Annotated in this window: 11 protein-coding genes; 6 read left to right on the top strand and 5 right to left on the bottom strand. The window is 71.4% G+C overall.

The annotated features are described in order from the left end of the window. Positions 1-71: 71 nt before the first annotated feature. On the bottom strand, positions 72-1373 hold the full coding sequence (locus tag BJP65_RS11190; protein WP_070409202.1) for an ABC transporter substrate-binding protein: 1302 nt from the start codon (positions 1371-1373) through the stop codon (positions 72-74). Beyond that, positions 1370-3382 carry a DUF2264 domain-containing protein gene (locus BJP65_RS11185; protein ID WP_070409201.1) on the bottom strand — a complete coding sequence of 671 codons (2013 nt, stop codon included), beginning with the start codon at positions 3380-3382 and terminating at the stop codon, positions 1370-1372. Before BJP65_RS11185 ends, BJP65_RS11190 begins: the two co-directional genes overlap by 4 nt. A gap of 153 nt (positions 3383-3535) precedes the next feature. Between BJP65_RS11185 and BJP65_RS11180 the strand changes: the two genes are divergently transcribed. Genes BJP65_RS11180 through BJP65_RS17100 form a run of 3 tightly spaced genes read left to right on the top strand, consistent with a single transcriptional unit; the run spans position 3536 to position 8141 of the window. Next, positions 3536-5458 carry a heparinase II/III family protein gene (locus tag BJP65_RS11180; protein WP_070409200.1) on the top strand — a complete coding sequence of 641 codons (1923 nt, stop codon included), beginning with the start codon at positions 3536-3538 and terminating at the stop codon, positions 5456-5458. After that, positions 5455-6552 (top strand): substrate-binding domain-containing protein, encoded by a 1098-nt coding sequence (locus BJP65_RS11175; RefSeq protein WP_055832907.1) that lies wholly within the window; start codon positions 5455-5457, stop codon positions 6550-6552. Before BJP65_RS11180 ends, BJP65_RS11175 begins: the two co-directional genes overlap by 4 nt. Then, positions 6549-8141, top strand: coding sequence for a DapH/DapD/GlmU-related protein (locus tag BJP65_RS17100; protein ID WP_070409199.1), 1593 nt, complete (start codon positions 6549-6551; stop codon positions 8139-8141). The genes BJP65_RS11175 and BJP65_RS17100 overlap by 4 nt, the downstream gene beginning before the upstream one ends. An 83-nt stretch (positions 8142-8224) precedes the next feature. Here BJP65_RS17100 and BJP65_RS11165 read toward each other — a convergent pair whose 3' ends face one another. Further along, the gene (locus BJP65_RS11165; RefSeq protein ID WP_070409198.1) at positions 8225-11791 is read right to left on the bottom strand and encodes a glycoside hydrolase; all 3567 of its coding nucleotides are present in this window, start codon (positions 11789-11791) and stop codon (positions 8225-8227) included. Positions 11792-12172: 381 nt separating this feature from the next. On the opposite strand from BJP65_RS11165, the gene BJP65_RS11160 reads away from it, so the two are divergent. Next, the gene (locus tag BJP65_RS11160; protein WP_070409197.1) at positions 12173-12646 is read left to right on the top strand and encodes a hypothetical protein; all 474 of its coding nucleotides are present in this window, start codon (positions 12173-12175) and stop codon (positions 12644-12646) included. Positions 12647-12736: 90 nt separating this feature from the next. On the opposite strand, the gene BJP65_RS16600 is transcribed toward BJP65_RS11160, so the two are convergent. Continuing rightward, on the bottom strand, positions 12737-13279 hold the full coding sequence (locus BJP65_RS16600; protein ID WP_156784881.1) for a hypothetical protein: 543 nt from the start codon (positions 13277-13279) through the stop codon (positions 12737-12739). Between the two features lie 251 nt (positions 13280-13530). Here BJP65_RS16600 and BJP65_RS11150 point away from each other — a divergent pair, with 251 nt between their 5' ends. Together BJP65_RS11150 and BJP65_RS11145 are read left to right on the top strand one after the other, a co-directional pair. Beyond that, positions 13531-13971 (top strand): hypothetical protein, encoded by a 441-nt coding sequence (locus tag BJP65_RS11150; protein WP_156784880.1) that lies wholly within the window; start codon positions 13531-13533, stop codon positions 13969-13971. A gap of 230 nt (positions 13972-14201) precedes the next feature. Further along, the gene (locus tag BJP65_RS11145) at positions 14202-14645 is read left to right on the top strand and encodes a GNAT family N-acetyltransferase (RefSeq protein WP_258027463.1); all 444 of its coding nucleotides are present in this window, start codon (positions 14202-14204) and stop codon (positions 14643-14645) included. 207 nt (positions 14646-14852) lie between these two features. Here BJP65_RS11145 and BJP65_RS11140 read toward each other — a convergent pair whose 3' ends face one another. Then, positions 14853-15899 carry a LacI family DNA-binding transcriptional regulator gene (locus BJP65_RS11140; RefSeq protein ID WP_070409194.1) on the bottom strand — a complete coding sequence of 349 codons (1047 nt, stop codon included), beginning with the start codon at positions 15897-15899 and terminating at the stop codon, positions 14853-14855. Between the last annotated feature and the right edge of the window lie 41 nt (positions 15900-15940).

Below are 15940 nucleotides of genomic sequence, written 5' to 3'. Positions count from 1 at the left end.
TCCAGATCTCGAGGGGATCTCAGGGGTGGCCGGCCCGGACGTGGGCGCCGGGCCGGCCACCGGTGGTCGCGTCAGCCGACGCCGACCTCGCTCTTGACGCGGTTCTCGGCGGTCGAGATGGCGTCTTCGATCGACGTCGAACCCGACATCACGGCGGTGTGCAGGTCGAGCAGGATGTTCTGCACGGCCGCGGTCTTGGCCGAGGTGGGGTTCTCGGGCTTGGTGTCGTGCGACGACCACGCGAACGACGACAGCTCGTCGGCGGGGGCGCCCTTCACCGCGAAGTACGTCTGGGCGACGGTGTCGCTGGTGAAGGCCGGCGTGATGCCGAGGCCCGCGAGCACCTGCGCGCCCTCTTCACCGGCGGCGAAGGCGAGGAACTTCTTCGCGGCGGCGAGCTTGGTGGCATCCGCCGCCTTGTTCACGGCGAACCCGGTCGGGTCGCCGAAGGTCACCGGCGTCTTCGAGGTGCCGGCCGTCGACGAGTCGAACTGCGGGATGGGCGCGAAGCCCCACGAGAAGGCGTCGGCCTCGCCCTTGGCCTGCTGGGCGATGAGCGTGGCCGCGTACCAGGTGCCCATGGGCATCATGGCCGCCTGCTGCTTGCCGAACTCGGCCTGGTAGGTGAGCTTGTTGGCGGTGACGGTGTTGTACTCGACCTGCGCGCCCGCCTGCTGCAGGGCGAGCGAACGCTCGTAGTAGGGCTCGAGGTAGCCGAACTCGCCGTCGAGGATGTTCACGTCGGGGCTCTGCGCGTTGGCGAAGCCCTGCACCGTCGACTGCCAGTTGTGCTGGTAGGTGCCGAGGGCGGCGGAGCCGGCGGCGCCGAGCTGGGTGGTCAGCTCTTCGGCGGCCTTCTCGTAGTCGTCCCAGGTCCACGACCCGTCGGGCTCGGCGACGCCGGCCTGCGTGAAGAGGTCCTTGTTGTAGAAGAGCACCCAGGAGTCCTGGCGGTACGGCACGGCCCAGGTGGAGCCGTCGACGTCGTAGGCGTCGGCGCCGCCGATGCCGTCGGGCAGCGTCACGTCGGAGACGTCGGCGAGCTGACCGCCGGCCTGGTACGTGATGAAGGTCTTGAGGTTCTTCTGCGTCACGATGTCGGGGCCGGTGCCCGCGGCCAGGTCGGCCGTCATGAGGGTGTCGTAGTTGGTGGAGTCGTACTCCTTGACCTCGATCGTGACGTCGGGGTTGTCTTCGTGGAACTTGTCGGCGAGGGCCTGGAACTCCGGCGTGGTGCTGAGGCTCCATCCCGACATCGACAGCGTGACGGGGCCACCCTCGGCGGCGGCGTCCGAGGATCCCCCACTGCAGGCGGTCAGCGACAGGGCGGCGACAATGCCCATCCCGGTCGCGACGACGATCTTGCGCTTCATACGTGCTGCTCCTTTGCGATTGCGTACGGGGCTCCGGTGCGGGCCCGTGAATGCCGGTGCGCCCATCGAGAGGCTCCGGAGTCTGTGAGAGGGGTGCGCGTGCACCGGCCGTCGGGCCAGGTGACGACGGCGACGGGCTCGTCGCCCTCGATCTCGAACGCGGCGTCGCGGGTGTCGGCCGTGGTGTCGCCGCTCAGCGAGACGAGGGCGACGAAGGGCCGGCCGACCTGCGCGTCCCACGTCAGCACCGGCACCACGGCGACCTCGCCGAGCGGGCTGGCGTGGCGGCGCACGATCACGCGCGAGGTGGCGTCGGGGGTGAGGGCCCGGATGCCGGACACCCGGCCGTGCGAACGCACCTCGGCGGCACCCGTGTCGGTGGAGTGCGCGGGGTCGGCGCCCGCGATCGGCCACCCGCCGACGCGCACCCGCAGGGTGTCGACGTCGATGCCGGGGGCGAGGTCGTCGACCGAGACGATGCGCACCTCCCAGGCGCCGCGCACGAGCGAGCGCACCGTCACCCGGCCGACGTGGTTCACCGAGCCCGTGAGACCGGCACCGTGGCGGTGCGCGGTGGGAACGGCATCCACCGTGTGCACGTCCGACGTCGACGCCGCGACTCCCACCCCGTCGACCACGTGCGCGCCCAGGGGCACGAGCGCCGTGCGGTGTGTCGCGCGGCCCGACGCGTCGACCAGGGCGACGGCCTGTTCGAGGGGGTCGGTCCAGGCGAGCTCGTCGAGCAGCGGCGCGGTGGCCGTGGAGTAGCCGATGCGGGCGTACAGCGGAGAGTCGGCGCTGCGAGCCCCGGGGCGCGCCTTGTCGGTGCCGTGGTTGATCACGCGCACGATCCCGTCGGCCCGCGTTCCCGAAACGATCCAGCCGGCGGCGGCCACGGCCCGCAGGTCGTCGACCTCGACGACGGGGAGGGGCTCGTCGGGCGCCGCCCACACCGGGTGGTCGGCGGGCAGGGCGATGCCCATCAGACCCTTGACGGCCCAATACGGCGAGCCGGGACCCGAGTACGACTGGGCGAGGGCGCGCCACTCGCCGTGCCATCCGAGGGTGAGCACGCCGTCGACGCCGGGGGCCCCGTGCGACACGAAGTGGTCGACGATCGCGCCGGCCGCGTGGCGCAGACGCCCCGCGCCGGTCGAGGGGACCTCGGCGATCACACCGGCCCAGAAGGGGGCGGCGGCGGCGAAGCGGTAGATGAGGCTGCGTCCCTGCAGCAGCGGCGAGCCGTCGGCGCCGACCAGCCGAACGGCGTCGACGAGGAAGCGGTCCAGGAGCGCCACGTCGGCCGCGGCGCGGTCGCCCGCGAGGGCCTCGGCGCCGGTCATGCGCGGCCACAGCACGGGGTACACGTGCAGCGCCCACCCCACGTAGTGGTCGTACGCGCGTTCTTCCCCGTCGGACATCCACCCGTCGGCGCGGGCGAACGAGTCGTGCCGGGCCAGGTCGGCGGCGATGTCGGACGCCGACCAGGGGCCGCCGACCGAGCGCAGGAAGGTCTCGACCACGATGCGGAACCACACCCAGTTGGTCTGCGGGTAGGTCTCGTCTCCGACGACGGGGGCGAGGTAGGCGATGACCCGCTCGCGGGTGCGCGCGTCGAGGGCGTCCCAGATCCAGTCGCGCGTGAGGTCGAGGGCGAGGGCGAGCGATGCCGCCTCGACCTTGGCCTGCGCGTGCTCGTCCATGCGCACCCAGCGGTCGGGGGCCTCGGGGTCGACGCCGGTGCGCACGCCGGCGGTGAAGAAGGCGATGAGGTCGTCGACGCCCTGGCCGCGCGCCCCGGCGATGCGGAACCCGGCGAGGAGGAAGACGCGGGCGAACCCCTCGAGGCCGTCGACGGCGGCGCCGTATCCGCCCTCTTCGCCGGGGAAGACGATGCGTCCGCGACCGGGGCTCGCGTGGCGCTGCGCGGCGGTGAGCAGCGCATCGGCGACGGCGAGCCAGTCGCTGCGCTGTCCGCCGGCGAGGCGGGGAAGGGCGGAAGTCGCCACGGGTTCTCCTTCGAAGACCGTCCGTTCACCGACACGGGAGTGGTGAACGTTGGCGAGCGTATCAATCAAAAAACAACACCACAACATCTTTTCTGAATCTTCATGATCGTTTATGATCGTTTGTAGCGGGACCATCCCGTTCGAAGGAGACCGATGCCGTTCCCCACCGCCGCCTTCCGCAGGCCGCTCGCGACGCTCGTCGAGGGCATCACGCTCCGAGCGCCCGCCCAGGCCCTGCCCGTGCCCCCGGCATCCGACCGCTCCGTGTGGGACCCGCGGGCGGGATCGGCCGATCGCATCGGCATCGACGACCTCGTCGCCCGCGCCGGCGGCGAGCGCGCGACGCCCTGGCCGCAGCCCCGGGCGAGCGACGCGGCCCGCGTGCACCGCGACGGCGACCGCACCGCCTGGGAGGACGCAGCCTTCGAGAGGCAGCGCCGCCTCAGCCGCGCCGCGGTCGCCGCAGCCGCGACCCTCGACGAGACCTGGATCGACGAGGTCGTCGACGGCGTCGTGCTGCTGTGCGAGCAGAGCTCGTGGTGCTGGCCCGCCCACGACGACACCCGGAGCGTGCACGGCTCGGTGCTGGCCACGGTGACCGATCCCTTCGTCGACCTCGGCGCGGGGGAGGTCGTCGCGCAGCTCGCCTGGATCGACCACCTGCTCGGCGAACAGCTCGACGCCCGCGCCCCCAGGCTCCGCGCGCGCATCCGCCACGAAGCCCGCACGCGCGTGTTCGCGCCGTTCCAGCGGCGCCGCGACTGGCACTGGATCGGCCTCGACGGCGACGTGCACAACTGGAACCCCTGGATCCACGGCAACGTCATCGTCGCCGCCCTGCGCCTGCTCGACCGGCCCGATGAGGCCATCGAGCGCGACCGGATCGTCGCCCTGGCCGTCGAGGGTCTCGACCGCTACGTCGCCGTCCTCCCCGCCGACGGGGCCATCGACGAGGGGTACGCCTACTGGTGGAACGGGGCCGCGCGCGCCCTCGAAGCGCTCGACGTCCTCGCGCACGCCACCGACGGCGCGGTCGACACCACCGCGGTGACGGCCCTGCGCGAAACCGTCGCCTTCCCCCATCGCTCGCACCTCGGCGGCGACTGGTTCGTCAACCACGCCGACGGGCAGGCCCGACCCCCCGCCGACCAGCCGTGGCACGCGTTGCACCGCGCCGCCCGGCGCCACGGCGACACGGCGGCCGCGGCCCTCGCCGCCTCGCACCGCCGTCCGGGCACCCCCGCCGCCACCGAGCGCGAGGGCCTGGGCCGGCTGCTGCGCGGGCTGACCGATCCCGCCTGGGTATTGGCATCCCCCGCCCCGCCCCCGCTCCCCCGCGACGTCTGGCTGCCCTCCACGCAGGTGTTCCTCGCCCGTGAGCGCGCCGGATCGAGCGACGGGTTGGCCCTGGTCGCGAAGGGCGGGCACAACGGCGAGCACCACAACCACAACGACGTGGGCGCCGTCGTCGTCGCCGTCGACGGGGTGCCCGTCCTGGTCGACGCCGGGCGCCCGACCTACACCGCCGCCACGTTCGGCCCCGACCGCTACGACATCTGGACGATGCAGAGCGCGTGGCACAACGTGCCCGTCGTGCGCGGCGTCACCCAGCCGGCGGGGGCCGATGCCGTCGCCCGCGACGCGCACGCCGAGGCGACCGACGACCTCGCCGTCTTCCGCGTCGACCTGGCCGACGCCTATCCCGACGCGGGGCTCGCGTCGTGGCGGCGCCGCGCGGCGCTGGACCGCACCCGCGGACGCATCGAGATCGACGACGCCTGGCACTTCAGCGACGACGCCCCCACCGCCGACGACACGCGCGCGCATCTGCTCGTCGCGGGCGAGGTGACCCTCGAGCGCGGGGGCGCCCGCGTCGTCCCGATCGAGGGGGCTCGTCCGGTGCGTCTGCGCTGGCCGAGCGACATCAAGGTGACGGCGGAGGTGCGGGAGCTCGACGATCCGCTGCTCACCGAGGTGTGGGGCGAGCGGCTGACCCACCTCGCCCTTCCCCTGGCGTCGCGCACTCACGTTCAGCTCACGGTAGAACTGGACACACCGACCGAGGATCTTCGATGACCGACACCACCCCGCACCAGCCGCTCGCCGCGGAGCGCCGCGCCCACATCCTGAGCGCCCTGCACAACGACGGTGCCGTGCGCATCTCGCAGCTCACCGACGACCTGGGCGTCGCCACGGTGACGCTGCGGCGCGACCTGGCCCAACTCGAGAAAGAGGGGGTGCTGCGCCGAGTGCACGGCGGCGCGGTCGCCGGGGCGAACACTCCGGCACCCGCCACCCGCGCCGACGAGACGCAGACCGGATCGATCGCCGTGCTCGTTCCGTCGCTCGCCTACTACTGGCCGGGTGTCGTGCGGGGCATGGAGACGGCCGGTCGGCGCCTGGGTTACAAGATGCTCCTGCGCGGCGCCTCGTACGAGCTGCAGGACGAGCGGCCCGTGCTGGAACGTCTCGTCGCCAACGGCGACGTGCGCGGACTGGTCGTCGCACCCAACACCGACACGGCGCACGCCGCCGACGTCATGAGCTGGCTCTCCGACTGCCCGGTGCCGAGCGTGCTGGTCGAACGCGATGCGGTTCCGGGAGCGGGCGGCATCCCTAGGGAGTCGGTGACGACCGACCACGCGCTCGGCGCCCTGCTCGCCGCCCGTCACCTCGCCACCCTCGGACACCGCAAGGTGGGGCTGATCCTCTCGCGGCACTCGCCCACCTCGCGAAAGATCGCCGGCGGGTGGCAGACCGCCTGCGAGGAGCTCGCCCTCACCCCCGCCGATCACTTCGAGCAGACCCTGCCCGACCGCACGAGCCCCGACTTCTCCGACGTGGTCAACGCCACGCTGGACTCGGCCCTGGCCACCGGCGTGACGGCCCTGCTCGTGCACTCCGACCCCGAGGCGATGGCCTTCGTCGATCTCGCACTGACGCGCGGCATCTCGGTGCCCGACGACCTGTCGATCATCGCGTACGACGACGAGGTCGCCCAGCTCTTCACCCCGGCGCTCACCGCCGTCAGTCCGCCGCGCGCGAGCGTCGGCGAGGCGGCGGTCGAGCTGCTGGCCCGGCGCATCGCCGAGCCCGATCGCCCCGTGCATCGCGTGCAGCTCAGCCCGCGCCTGAACGTGCGTGCCTCCACGGCGGCCCCGCGGTCATGACCGCGCCGTCGTCGTACGACTTCTCGCCGTGGACGTTCGACGGCGACGCCGCACCCGAGGACCGGGATCGCCAGCGGGCGCACCTCGCGGCCCTGCGCGCCGCCCATCCCGACTGGCGGATCGGGGCCGACGTCTTCGTGTCGGAGCACGCCGGGGTCGACCCCGACGCCTTCTCGATCGGCGACCGCTCGTACGTCGCGCTCGGCGCCTACCTCACCGGCTCGGTCCGCATCGGCGCCGACTGCTCGATCAACCCGTACACGGTCGTGCGCGGAGACGTGCACCTGGGCGACGCGGTCCGCGTGGGGGCGCACACGTCGATCATCGGCTTCAACCACTCGTTCGAACCGGGCACCGAGGTCTTCCGCCAGCCGCTGACCTCACGCGGCGTGCGGATCGGGTCGGACGTCTGGATCGGATCGCACGTGATCGTGCTCGACGGCGTGACGGTCGGCGACCACGCCGTGCTCGCGGCGGGAGCCGTGGTCACCAAGGACGTCGCCGCCGGGGCGATCGTCGGGGGCAACCCGGCCCGGGTGCTGCGCTGGCGAGTGGCTCCGACGGCGGTCGCCGATCCGCGTCGTGACGACCTCGCGCGCTTCGCCGACGTGGCGCGCGCCGAACTGTCGTCGGTGCTCGAGCGGGGAGCCGTCGACGGCGGGTTCCGCAATCGCCCCGACGCGCCCGCGTCGCTGCGGGCGACCTGCGACGCGATCGAGCTCTCGGCCCTGCTGCACGGCGGCCCGCCCGCGGGTGCCGACCGCGCCGACTGGATCGACGTGCTCGGGGCGCAGCAACGCGCCGACACCGGGCTGATGACCGACGCGGCGTCGCTGTGGGACGCTCCCGACGCGGCGTACGGCGTGCTGAGCGCCGGCTACGCCCTCGACCTGCTGGGCGGTGGCTTCGCCCACCCCCTGGCCGACGTCGTCGCGGCCGACGCCGCCGGTCTCGTCGCGCGCCTCGATGCCCTGCCGTGGGGCGACGACCCCTGGCGCGCCGGTCATCACGTCGACGCGATCGGCACCGCGCTGCACTGGAGCCTGCGCCGGGCGGATGCCGTTCCCCCGGCGTTCGCCGAGACCCTGTTCGGGTGGCTGTCGCTGCGCGCCGACGCCCGCACCGGAATGTGGGGCCGACCAGGCGCCGACGGCGACCTGCGGCTGCTGGTCAACGGCTTCTACCGCGCCGCGCGCGGCACCGTGGCGCAGTTCGGCGTCGACGTCGCCCACCCCGAAGCGGTCGTCGACACGGTGCTGCGTCACGCGCGCAACGACCGCTGGATACGGCCCGAGCGCCGAGACGCGTGCACGGTGCTCGACATCGCCCACCCCCTGTGGCTCACACGGGCGAACGGATACCGCACCGACGAGGTGCGCACCCTGGCCGCCGACCTGCTGCGCCACGCGCTGAGCGGCTGGCGCACGGGAGCCGGGATGGCGTTCCGCCTCGACGGCGACGATCCGGGGATGCAGGGCACCGAGATGTGGCTCGCCATCGTCTGGTACCTCGCCGACCTCCTGGAGTGCTCCGACGCCCTGGGCTACCGCCCGCGCGGCATCCACCGCCCAGAGCCCGCACCCCGCTGACCCGCGGGTTCGCGCGAGGTGCCAGAAATCGTCGCCCGAGACTTTCCGGAAGCGACGATTCCTGGCGCCTCACGCGCCCGCGCTCAGGCCCGGGACCGGCGGCGGGCCATCCGCACGCCCGCTCCGAGAGCGAGCAGCAGCAGCGCTACGGCGAACAGGGCCGTCATCCCCGCGGTGTCCTGACCCGTGGATGCCAGATCCCCGCCGTCGGGGTTCTGTCCCTGACCCGCGTCGCCACCGCCCGGCTGACCGGGAGCGCTCGGCTGACCCGGAGCGCCGGGATCCCCGGGCGTCCCCGGCTCACCCGGCGTCCCCGGCTCACCCGGCGTCCCCGGCTCACCGGGGGTGCCCGGCTCGGCCAGGGTCACGGTGACCGTGGTGGTGCGCACCGTGCCGTCGGGGGCGGTGACCCGCACGGTGCCGACGCCCGCGGCATCCCGGGGCTGCGTGATCTCGACGACCGCGTCCTCGTCGACGGCGAGCGCGAACAGCGACGGCAGCGCGTCACCCTCGACCGTCGAGGCGTACTCCGTGACCGCGGGGTCGAAGCCGGGCACCGGCTCGTCGCCCACCGTCAGGCGCGCCAGGTCGGCGAGGCCGGCGGGCGCGGGGGCGTCGGCCAGGATCTCGACCTCCGACACGATCATGTGCTCGTTCTCGCGCGCCTCGAGCACGACCCGCACCTCATCGGCGCGGGCACCCTCGACGGGCACCTCGACCCTCGGGGCACCGGCCTCGGGCACCGGCACGGCGACCGGCTCGCCCTCGACCCATGCGCCGCCGTCGATGCGGTGGTCGACGCGCACGGTGTCGGCCCAGCTCGGGCCTCCGTCTCGATAGAACTGCACGGAGACTCCGCGCAGGGTCTCGTCGGCGGCGAGCGCGTAGCCGAGGGTGTCGCGGGGGTTCTTGGCATCCGATCGCCAGTTCGACCAGCCCTTGTCGGACGGGTCGCCGTTGATGGTGCGCTCGACCCCATAGCCGGTCTCGGTGTACGTGGCCGAGGGCGTGCTGTCGGGTGCGACGTTACGGTCGACTGCGGTCGTGACGATCACCGTCAGACGCGCGTCGAGCCCGTCGTCAGTCGTGCCGGCCACGTCCACCGTGCCGGGCTCGGCGAAGGCGTCGTCGTCGAGGTCGCCCCAGGCCCATTCGACCGGAACCGGGTATCCCTCGCCCGAGGGGCGGATCTCGGCGAGCACGGTGTCGTCGGCCTGCGCCTGCACGGCGGCCGGGGCGCTGCCCTCGACGACCGTCACCGAGCGGGGACGGGTGACGGTGAACGCCCCCACCTCGACCTCGGCGCGGGCCTCGACGGTGGCGCCGAACACCTCGGTGGCCGTTCCGGGCACCGTCACGGTGCCGGCGGACCCGAAATCGAGCCCGTCGGTGTTCCAGGTGACGGCGGCCGTGCGCCCCACTCCCCCGGCGTAGCGGACCGTGACGGTCTCGGGCAGGACGGGAGCCGTGCCCACCGGGGTCGCCACCGAGACCGGGTCGCTGGCGACGGCGGTGGTGCTCACGAGACGCCAGGTCTGGTTGCCCGCGCCGTTCGAGGTCCACAGCCCCACGCCGGCGCCCGGCTCGCGGCTCTCGCCGCCCACGTCGAGCACGCGCTCGGCCGCGACATTGAGCACCGAGTACGTCGAGCCGTCGAGGGTCGAGCCCATCCACTGCGTCGCCGGGTCGGCCGCCGCGGTGGCGGGGTCGGTGTCGACGAGGGCGGTCGCCCCGTCGCGCGAACCGAGGAACAGCCCGTCGCCGTTCTCGAGGGTGAAGCGGTGACGGTTCGTCCCGGCGCCGTCGACGGTGCGCACGGTCCACCCCTGCGCCCTCGCGGCCTCGGGGGTGGCGGCATCCTCGTCGATCGTGAGGGCCGATCCGCCCTGCAGGGCGAGTCCGCTCTGCACGCCGACGAGCTGCACGCGGTCCTGGTCGCGGAACGCCGGAGCGTCGGCAGCCACACCCGAGACGCCGTCGACCTCGAACGTGACGACCGACTTCGCCGGCACGGTGAGGGTCGCGATGCCGGATGCCGCGTCCACGGTCACGGCGTCGCCGGCGCGGAGCGCGTTGACGGTGGGCTCGTCAGCGGTCGACTGGGTCGTGACGACCGGGGTGACCGTCGCGCCCGCGGCGATCTCGCCGAAGCCGCGGAGGTCGAGTTCGACGACCTGCTCGGTGTCGTCGGCGTTGACGTGGACGATCGACGCGCCCTGTCCGTCGGCGTCGATGGCCGCGGTCGAGTTCGTGTCGTCGGTGGCCATGAGCCGATCGCCGGGCTGGATGTAGTGCGTGAAGTTGCGCACGGTGTTGAACTTCTCGTTCGTGAGCACCTGGCAGCTCGGGTCGGCGTCGCCGTCGGCGATGCGGCGCTCCGAGAGACCCTCGGCGTTGCAGTCGAAGTCGATGAAGACGCTGCCCCAGTTGAGCTTCTCGACCTTCTCCATGTTGTAGAGGTCTTCGACCGGCTGCCAGAACACCCACGCCTCGGGTTCGAGCTCGCGCAAGTCGCCCACGATGTGCGAGGCCATGCCGAGTCCGTTCTCGATGTCGTCGGTGACGAAGCCGCGGCCGGTGTCGGTCCAGTTGCCCTCGACCTCGCTCATCCACAGCGGCTTGTCGGACGCCTTGGCGATGTCGCGGACGACGGGGCGCCCGCCCGTGCCGTAGGTGTGCACGTTCAGCTGGTCGACGGCATCCTTCGACGCCTCGGACCAGGTGTTCCAGTTCGTGGCGAAGATGCCCGGGTTGGTCTCGTCCATCGCCGAGATCACGGCATCCGTGGTGGTCGATCCGGCGGCGAGGCGCTCGGCGAGCGCGCCGATCATCTCGTCCTGACGCTCGGGGCCGATGTGCGCGCCCTCCTGGCGACCGCCCGTGGGCCAGGTCGCGCCCTCGGGGATCTGCGTCTGCCAGTAGTTCGTGTTCGGCTCGTTGAAGGGGTCGATGGTGTCGAAACGGATGCCGTGGGCTCTCTCGAGCTCGTCGACGACGCTCACCATGTACCCGGCGAAGGCGTCCATGTCGGCGGGGGCGAGCTGCTCGCTCGTGGCGTCGTTGATCCCGCCCGAGACGAAGCCGCTGTCGGTGAGGAAGTACGGAGGCGAGTTGCTGAAGGCCTCCCAGTGGGTGACCTTGTCCTTCAGGGCGTCGAGCCACCAGCGCTGGGCCGAGTCGGCCGAGAAGTCGTAGTGGGTCGGGTCGTCGGAGTTCCACGCCTCGCGGTAGCGGTCGCGGTCGGCGTAGGTCGAGGTGATCTCGCCCTCGGCGTCGGTCGCGGGCAGCTCGGGGTTCCAGAAGCCGGGCACCGCACCACCCGGGCGCAGGTAGGGCGGCACGTCGGAGGCGTTGCCGCCGCCGACGTTGTAGCGGGCGATGTTGAGGTTCAGCCCCTCGTCGCCGAAGACGGCGTCGAAGAGCTTCTGCCGCACGTCGGCGGGGTAGTTGCCGGTGGCGTTGGCGAACCACACCAGGCTGGTTCCCCACCCCTCGAAGGCCTCGGTGGCCGACGCGGGATTCGGGGTGATGCGCACGGCCGCGGGGTCGTCGGCCGCGCGCGCGGGGGGCGGCGCGGAGGCCGACCCGACGGTCAGGGCGCCGGCGACCAGGGCCGCGGCGCAGGTGAAGGATAGGACACGAGACGTCATCGTCGGTTCCGTTCCGGCCGCTCCGATGCGGCCTGTGGGGGGATGTTGACGTCAACATGTTGACGTCAACATCGAGCCTAGGCGAGCCCCGGCGACGAGCGCAACGACTTTCGACCGAACGGTCCTCCCGCGCGTCGTGGGCGGAGAGGCGGCTACACCAACCCGACGCGCGCGCACATCGCGGACCTCCTTTGGGTGAGGTGGGCGCCCCGCGGTGTGGATTCTCCCCCGCCGGCGTCGAGAGAATCGTGCACTAACAGTCGTACGAGCAGCTAGGCATGAGTGGCTGCGGTTCGTCCATGTGAACGAACGGCGATCACCTCGCGGGGCGCTCCGCTTGATCAGCGGGGATCGTCTCAGTTCGCAAGCTACGTTGGTGCGGTGACGGCCGACGCGGGGGACCTTGAAGCGGTGCATCCGGAACCCTCGATAGACCGATGGGCTGGCATCGCCACCGCATCCGCCATCATCCCCTGGGCCGCTTTCGCGGCCATTCTTGGCGTGGCATGCTTCACGACGCTCAGCGGCACGAGCGATGAGGGCGAGGAAGGCATCACTGTCGTCTTTGGTCTTCTGCTGCTTGCTGCCGCGGGCGGATTGTGCCGAGCGACCGGCAAGGCTCTCACCCGCCTCAGCCGCAGGGTGACGGTCGGCCTGGGGTTCATGCTCGCCGCCCTCATCGTCTCCATGTGGGTCATCGGCTGGTCGATAGGGGCAGCATCACGCGGGGAAAGTCCCCCATCCGAGCTGCCGGTGTGGACTTCGACGATCGTTCTCACCGGCTTCACTTTGCCCGTGGCTCTCGTCGGCCTGCTCGCGACGCTCGCCGTCGCCCTTCTTCGCCGCCGTCGCTAGACGCCCTTCACCTGCGGGCGCCCTCAATCTTGCGAAACCGATCGGTTTCGCATCGGGAGCACGCTCGCGACGCCGAAAACCCCGAGTGCGTTACCCCTGTCCGGGTGCCCCATACGTCGAGCCGTCGGGCAGTGGAGGGCAGGAGGCGGTGTCGGTTTGTGCGGCGACCTCCGCCCGGATCGCAACGTCCCCCTCCTTCTTCGCGAGCGTGTAGACGATCCCTTCTTGCGCACCGGGCGCGGGGATGTATCCGACGACCGCCGAATCGACCGGTCCCCGTTCCTCGGTCGCGGGAGCGAAGTTCGTCGTAACGAGGTCGGCGGTGGGGTTCTCGATCAGCCAATTGGCCGCGTCGACCACGGTCGTGTCGGGGATGACCCAGAATCCTTCCGACTGCTCGTAGGGGCCGCATGGCCACCCGGTGTAGGAGTTGAAATCGCCGGGCGAGGTGTCCGTGCGTACCGCTCCCGGTGGGAGGTTCGCCGCGTCGAGCCATGCCTGGGCTTGCGCGAGCGCCGCGGCATCTCCCGCGACACCCGCGGAAGATTCGCTGGGCTGAACTGGAGCAATCCGATCTTCGTCTCCGGCGCCCGGGACGACATTCGCACCGGACGCACACCCGGTGAGAGCCAAGACGACGATGACAAACGCACTGGGTATGACGAGAAGTCGACGCCGCATAGCCAACACCGTACCGCCGGACGCGGTGTCAGACGGCGCGGGAGATCAGCGCGAATGCGGTCCCCCTTTCGGACTACAGACGGGATGCGCGATGACCCGTACCGTGGACACTTCCTGCCCCCGGGAAAGCACTACAGCACCGCGAAGAACTTGAACTGCTCGCCAGCATGACCCACCTCGACCCCCCATCAAGGTATGGCCCCGTGAGCGATGTCCACGTCACACCCAACTCCGCTCAGCTTGCCCCGATCGATATTTCTGCGGCAACCGTGACCGCCCTGGTGATCATGTGTGACCTGGACGAAGCGACACATGCTCCTGACGAACGACTACTGCTGATGCAGATCACGCAGTTCCTCCGCTTGTCAGATGGGTCTCTCATTCGACTGGACATGGACCGGGGCCTCTCGAGATACCGGCACGGTCCCACCGAGCCAATCTCGTGGAAACGGCCTGCCCGCGAAGTCGTCACCGAAGTCGTGACCCTCGTTCAATCAGAGGCCCTCGAACCCAACGCATTTCCCTGGGACCTGTACGCGGAGGCCGCGCAGCGTCGCGGCATACGCACGAACGCCGCTGACCTCTCTGACATCCCGTGGTCAGTGTTCCTATCCACTCAGCTCGCCGAGGCATACGAAATGTAGACGTCGATCGTTTCACGGACGAATTTGCACAGAGGGACCGGGCCGATTGAGCCCGGTCCCTCTGTCGTTGGCGATCATCGCGGCTGGAGAGGGACTAGTTCGAACCCGCTTGCTCGCCTTCGATATCACCAGGTTGCTCGAGGAGAAGTCCCGCACAACGGCGGCGAGCCGTTCGAGCCGAGGGGAACCCGCGTGATGACGGACGGCCGAACCCGCTCTAAAGTGCCAGGGTGAGCTACCTCGTTGACGACGACCGTGACCGTGTCGACACGGACATGGTCTGGGGTGCGCTGCGCGAGGCTTACTGGGGGAAATGGCGCAGCCGAGAAGACGTCGCCACTCAGATTCGTGAGGCGTGGCGAGTGATCGGGGCCTACGACGCGCAAAGCGGCGAGCAGGTCGGCTTCGCTCGCGCCGTGTCTGACGGCCTCGGTTTTGCGTATCTTGCCGACGTCATCGTGCTGGAGGAGCATCGCGGAAACGGTCTGGGTAAGAGGATCGTCAAGGCGATGATCGACGACGGCCCCGGCGCTCATTTCCGCTGGACGCTTTTCACGAGCGACGCGCACGGCCTCTATGAGCAGTTCGGGTTCACCGACCCCGGGCCGACGGCCCTTGTTCGCCCAGCGGGAGAGCTCCCCATCCACGCCACCCAGGCGCCCGTGCACGACTGAGATCCCGATTGCCCTCACACCGCGTTCGCACGACGCCCTCAGGGGCCGTTATGAGCGACGTCGCCCACCCCCACAGCTCGCCCGCCGGCTCGACGCGATCACGCGGCCCTTCGTCGGTGCAACGCAGTTCGATCGTGTCGGCCGTCTCGTCACGAGCGTTCACCACGACACCGCTCTTCCCCGTCCCCCGGCACGAGGAGGGCGCTCTCAGCCGCGGCGACCCGAGCTCGCGCGCACCACGAGCGACGTCGGCACGAGCGTGCGGGCGTGCTCTCCCCCGGTGCCCTCGATATCGGCGATCAACGCGCTCATCGCCTCTTCGCCGACGCGCTCGAAGCGCTGGCGCACGGTGGTGAGTGGAGGCCAGAAGTTGGCCGCCTCGGGCATGTCGTCGAAGCCGACGACACTGACGTCGCCCGGCACGTCGCGGCCGGCCTCGTGCAGGGCGCGGATCACGCCGAGCGCCATCTGATCGTTCGCGGCGAACACCGCCGTGACGGCGGTGTCGTGCGCGAGGGCGGCGCCGATGCGATGCCCCGAGTCGGCGGTCCAGTCACCGATCTGCACCGCGGGCACACGGCGTCCGCGGTCCTCGAGGGCGGCGTGCCACGCGTGACGGCGACGCTCGGCGGCGAAGGACTCCGGCGGCCCCGAGACGTGCCAGACGGTCGCGTGACCGAGGTCGAGCAGATGCTCGGTGGCCAGACGGGCGCCCTGCGCCTGGTCGTTGTCGACGACCGCGTACGGGTAGTCGGCGCTCGAGTCGACCACCACCACGGGCAGCCCGGTGGGCAGCGACAACTCGTTCTCGCCGAGGCGGTGGGTCTCGATCAGGATCACCACGCCGTCGACGGCGTGTTCGCGCAGACGCGAGAACGCCCCCGACACGTCGGACTGCGAGGCCGAGTGCACGGTGATGAGGGTGATGGAGTACCCGGATGCCGCGGCCATCGACGCGAGCGCATCGAGCGTGCGCGTGTTGCCGTACGAGCTCAGCGAGAACATGATCACGCCGATGCTGCGGAACCGGCCCGATCGCAGCGCTCGCGCCGCACTGTTGGGGCGGTAGCCGAGCGACGCCATGGCGTCGAGGACGCGCTGACGCGTATCGGGATCGACGTTGGTGCGGCCGTTGGCCACGCGCGAGACCGTCTGGCCCGACACTCCGGCGGCGGCGGCCACATCGGCCATCGACACCTCGCGCCGGCGCTCTCGCGCCGGTGTCGCGGTCGACGCCGTCGTCGTCTCGCTCATGCCTGCCCCCTCGGGATGTTGACGTTGACACCTTAGCGGGG

Origin of the sequence: Microbacterium sp. BH-3-3-3 (genome assembly GCF_001792815.1) — a bacterium.
Lineage (GTDB): Bacteria > Actinomycetota > Actinomycetes > Actinomycetales > Microbacteriaceae > Microbacterium.
The sequence above is the reverse complement of the archived record's forward strand: the minus strand, read 5'-3'. Positions and strand labels throughout refer to the sequence as shown.

Excerpts from the sequence above, each read along its gene's own strand:
- BJP65_RS11165 (WP_070409198.1), bottom strand. The coding sequence starts at position 11,791 with ATGACGTCTCGTGTCCTATCCTTCACCTGCGCCGCGGCCCTGGTCGCC.
- BJP65_RS11190 (WP_070409202.1), bottom strand. The coding sequence starts at position 1,373 with ATGAAGCGCAAGATCGTCGTCGCGACCGGGATGGGCATTGTCGCCGCC.
- BJP65_RS17100 (WP_070409199.1), top strand. The coding sequence starts at position 6,549 with ATGACCGCGCCGTCGTCGTACGACTTCTCGCCGTGGACGTTCGACGGC.
- BJP65_RS11175 (WP_055832907.1), top strand. The coding sequence starts at position 5,455 with ATGACCGACACCACCCCGCACCAGCCGCTCGCCGCGGAGCGCCGCGCC.
- BJP65_RS11140 (WP_070409194.1), bottom strand. The coding sequence starts at position 15,899 with ATGAGCGAGACGACGACGGCGTCGACCGCGACACCGGCGCGAGAGCGC.
- BJP65_RS11180 (WP_070409200.1), top strand. The coding sequence starts at position 3,536 with ATGCCGTTCCCCACCGCCGCCTTCCGCAGGCCGCTCGCGACGCTCGTC.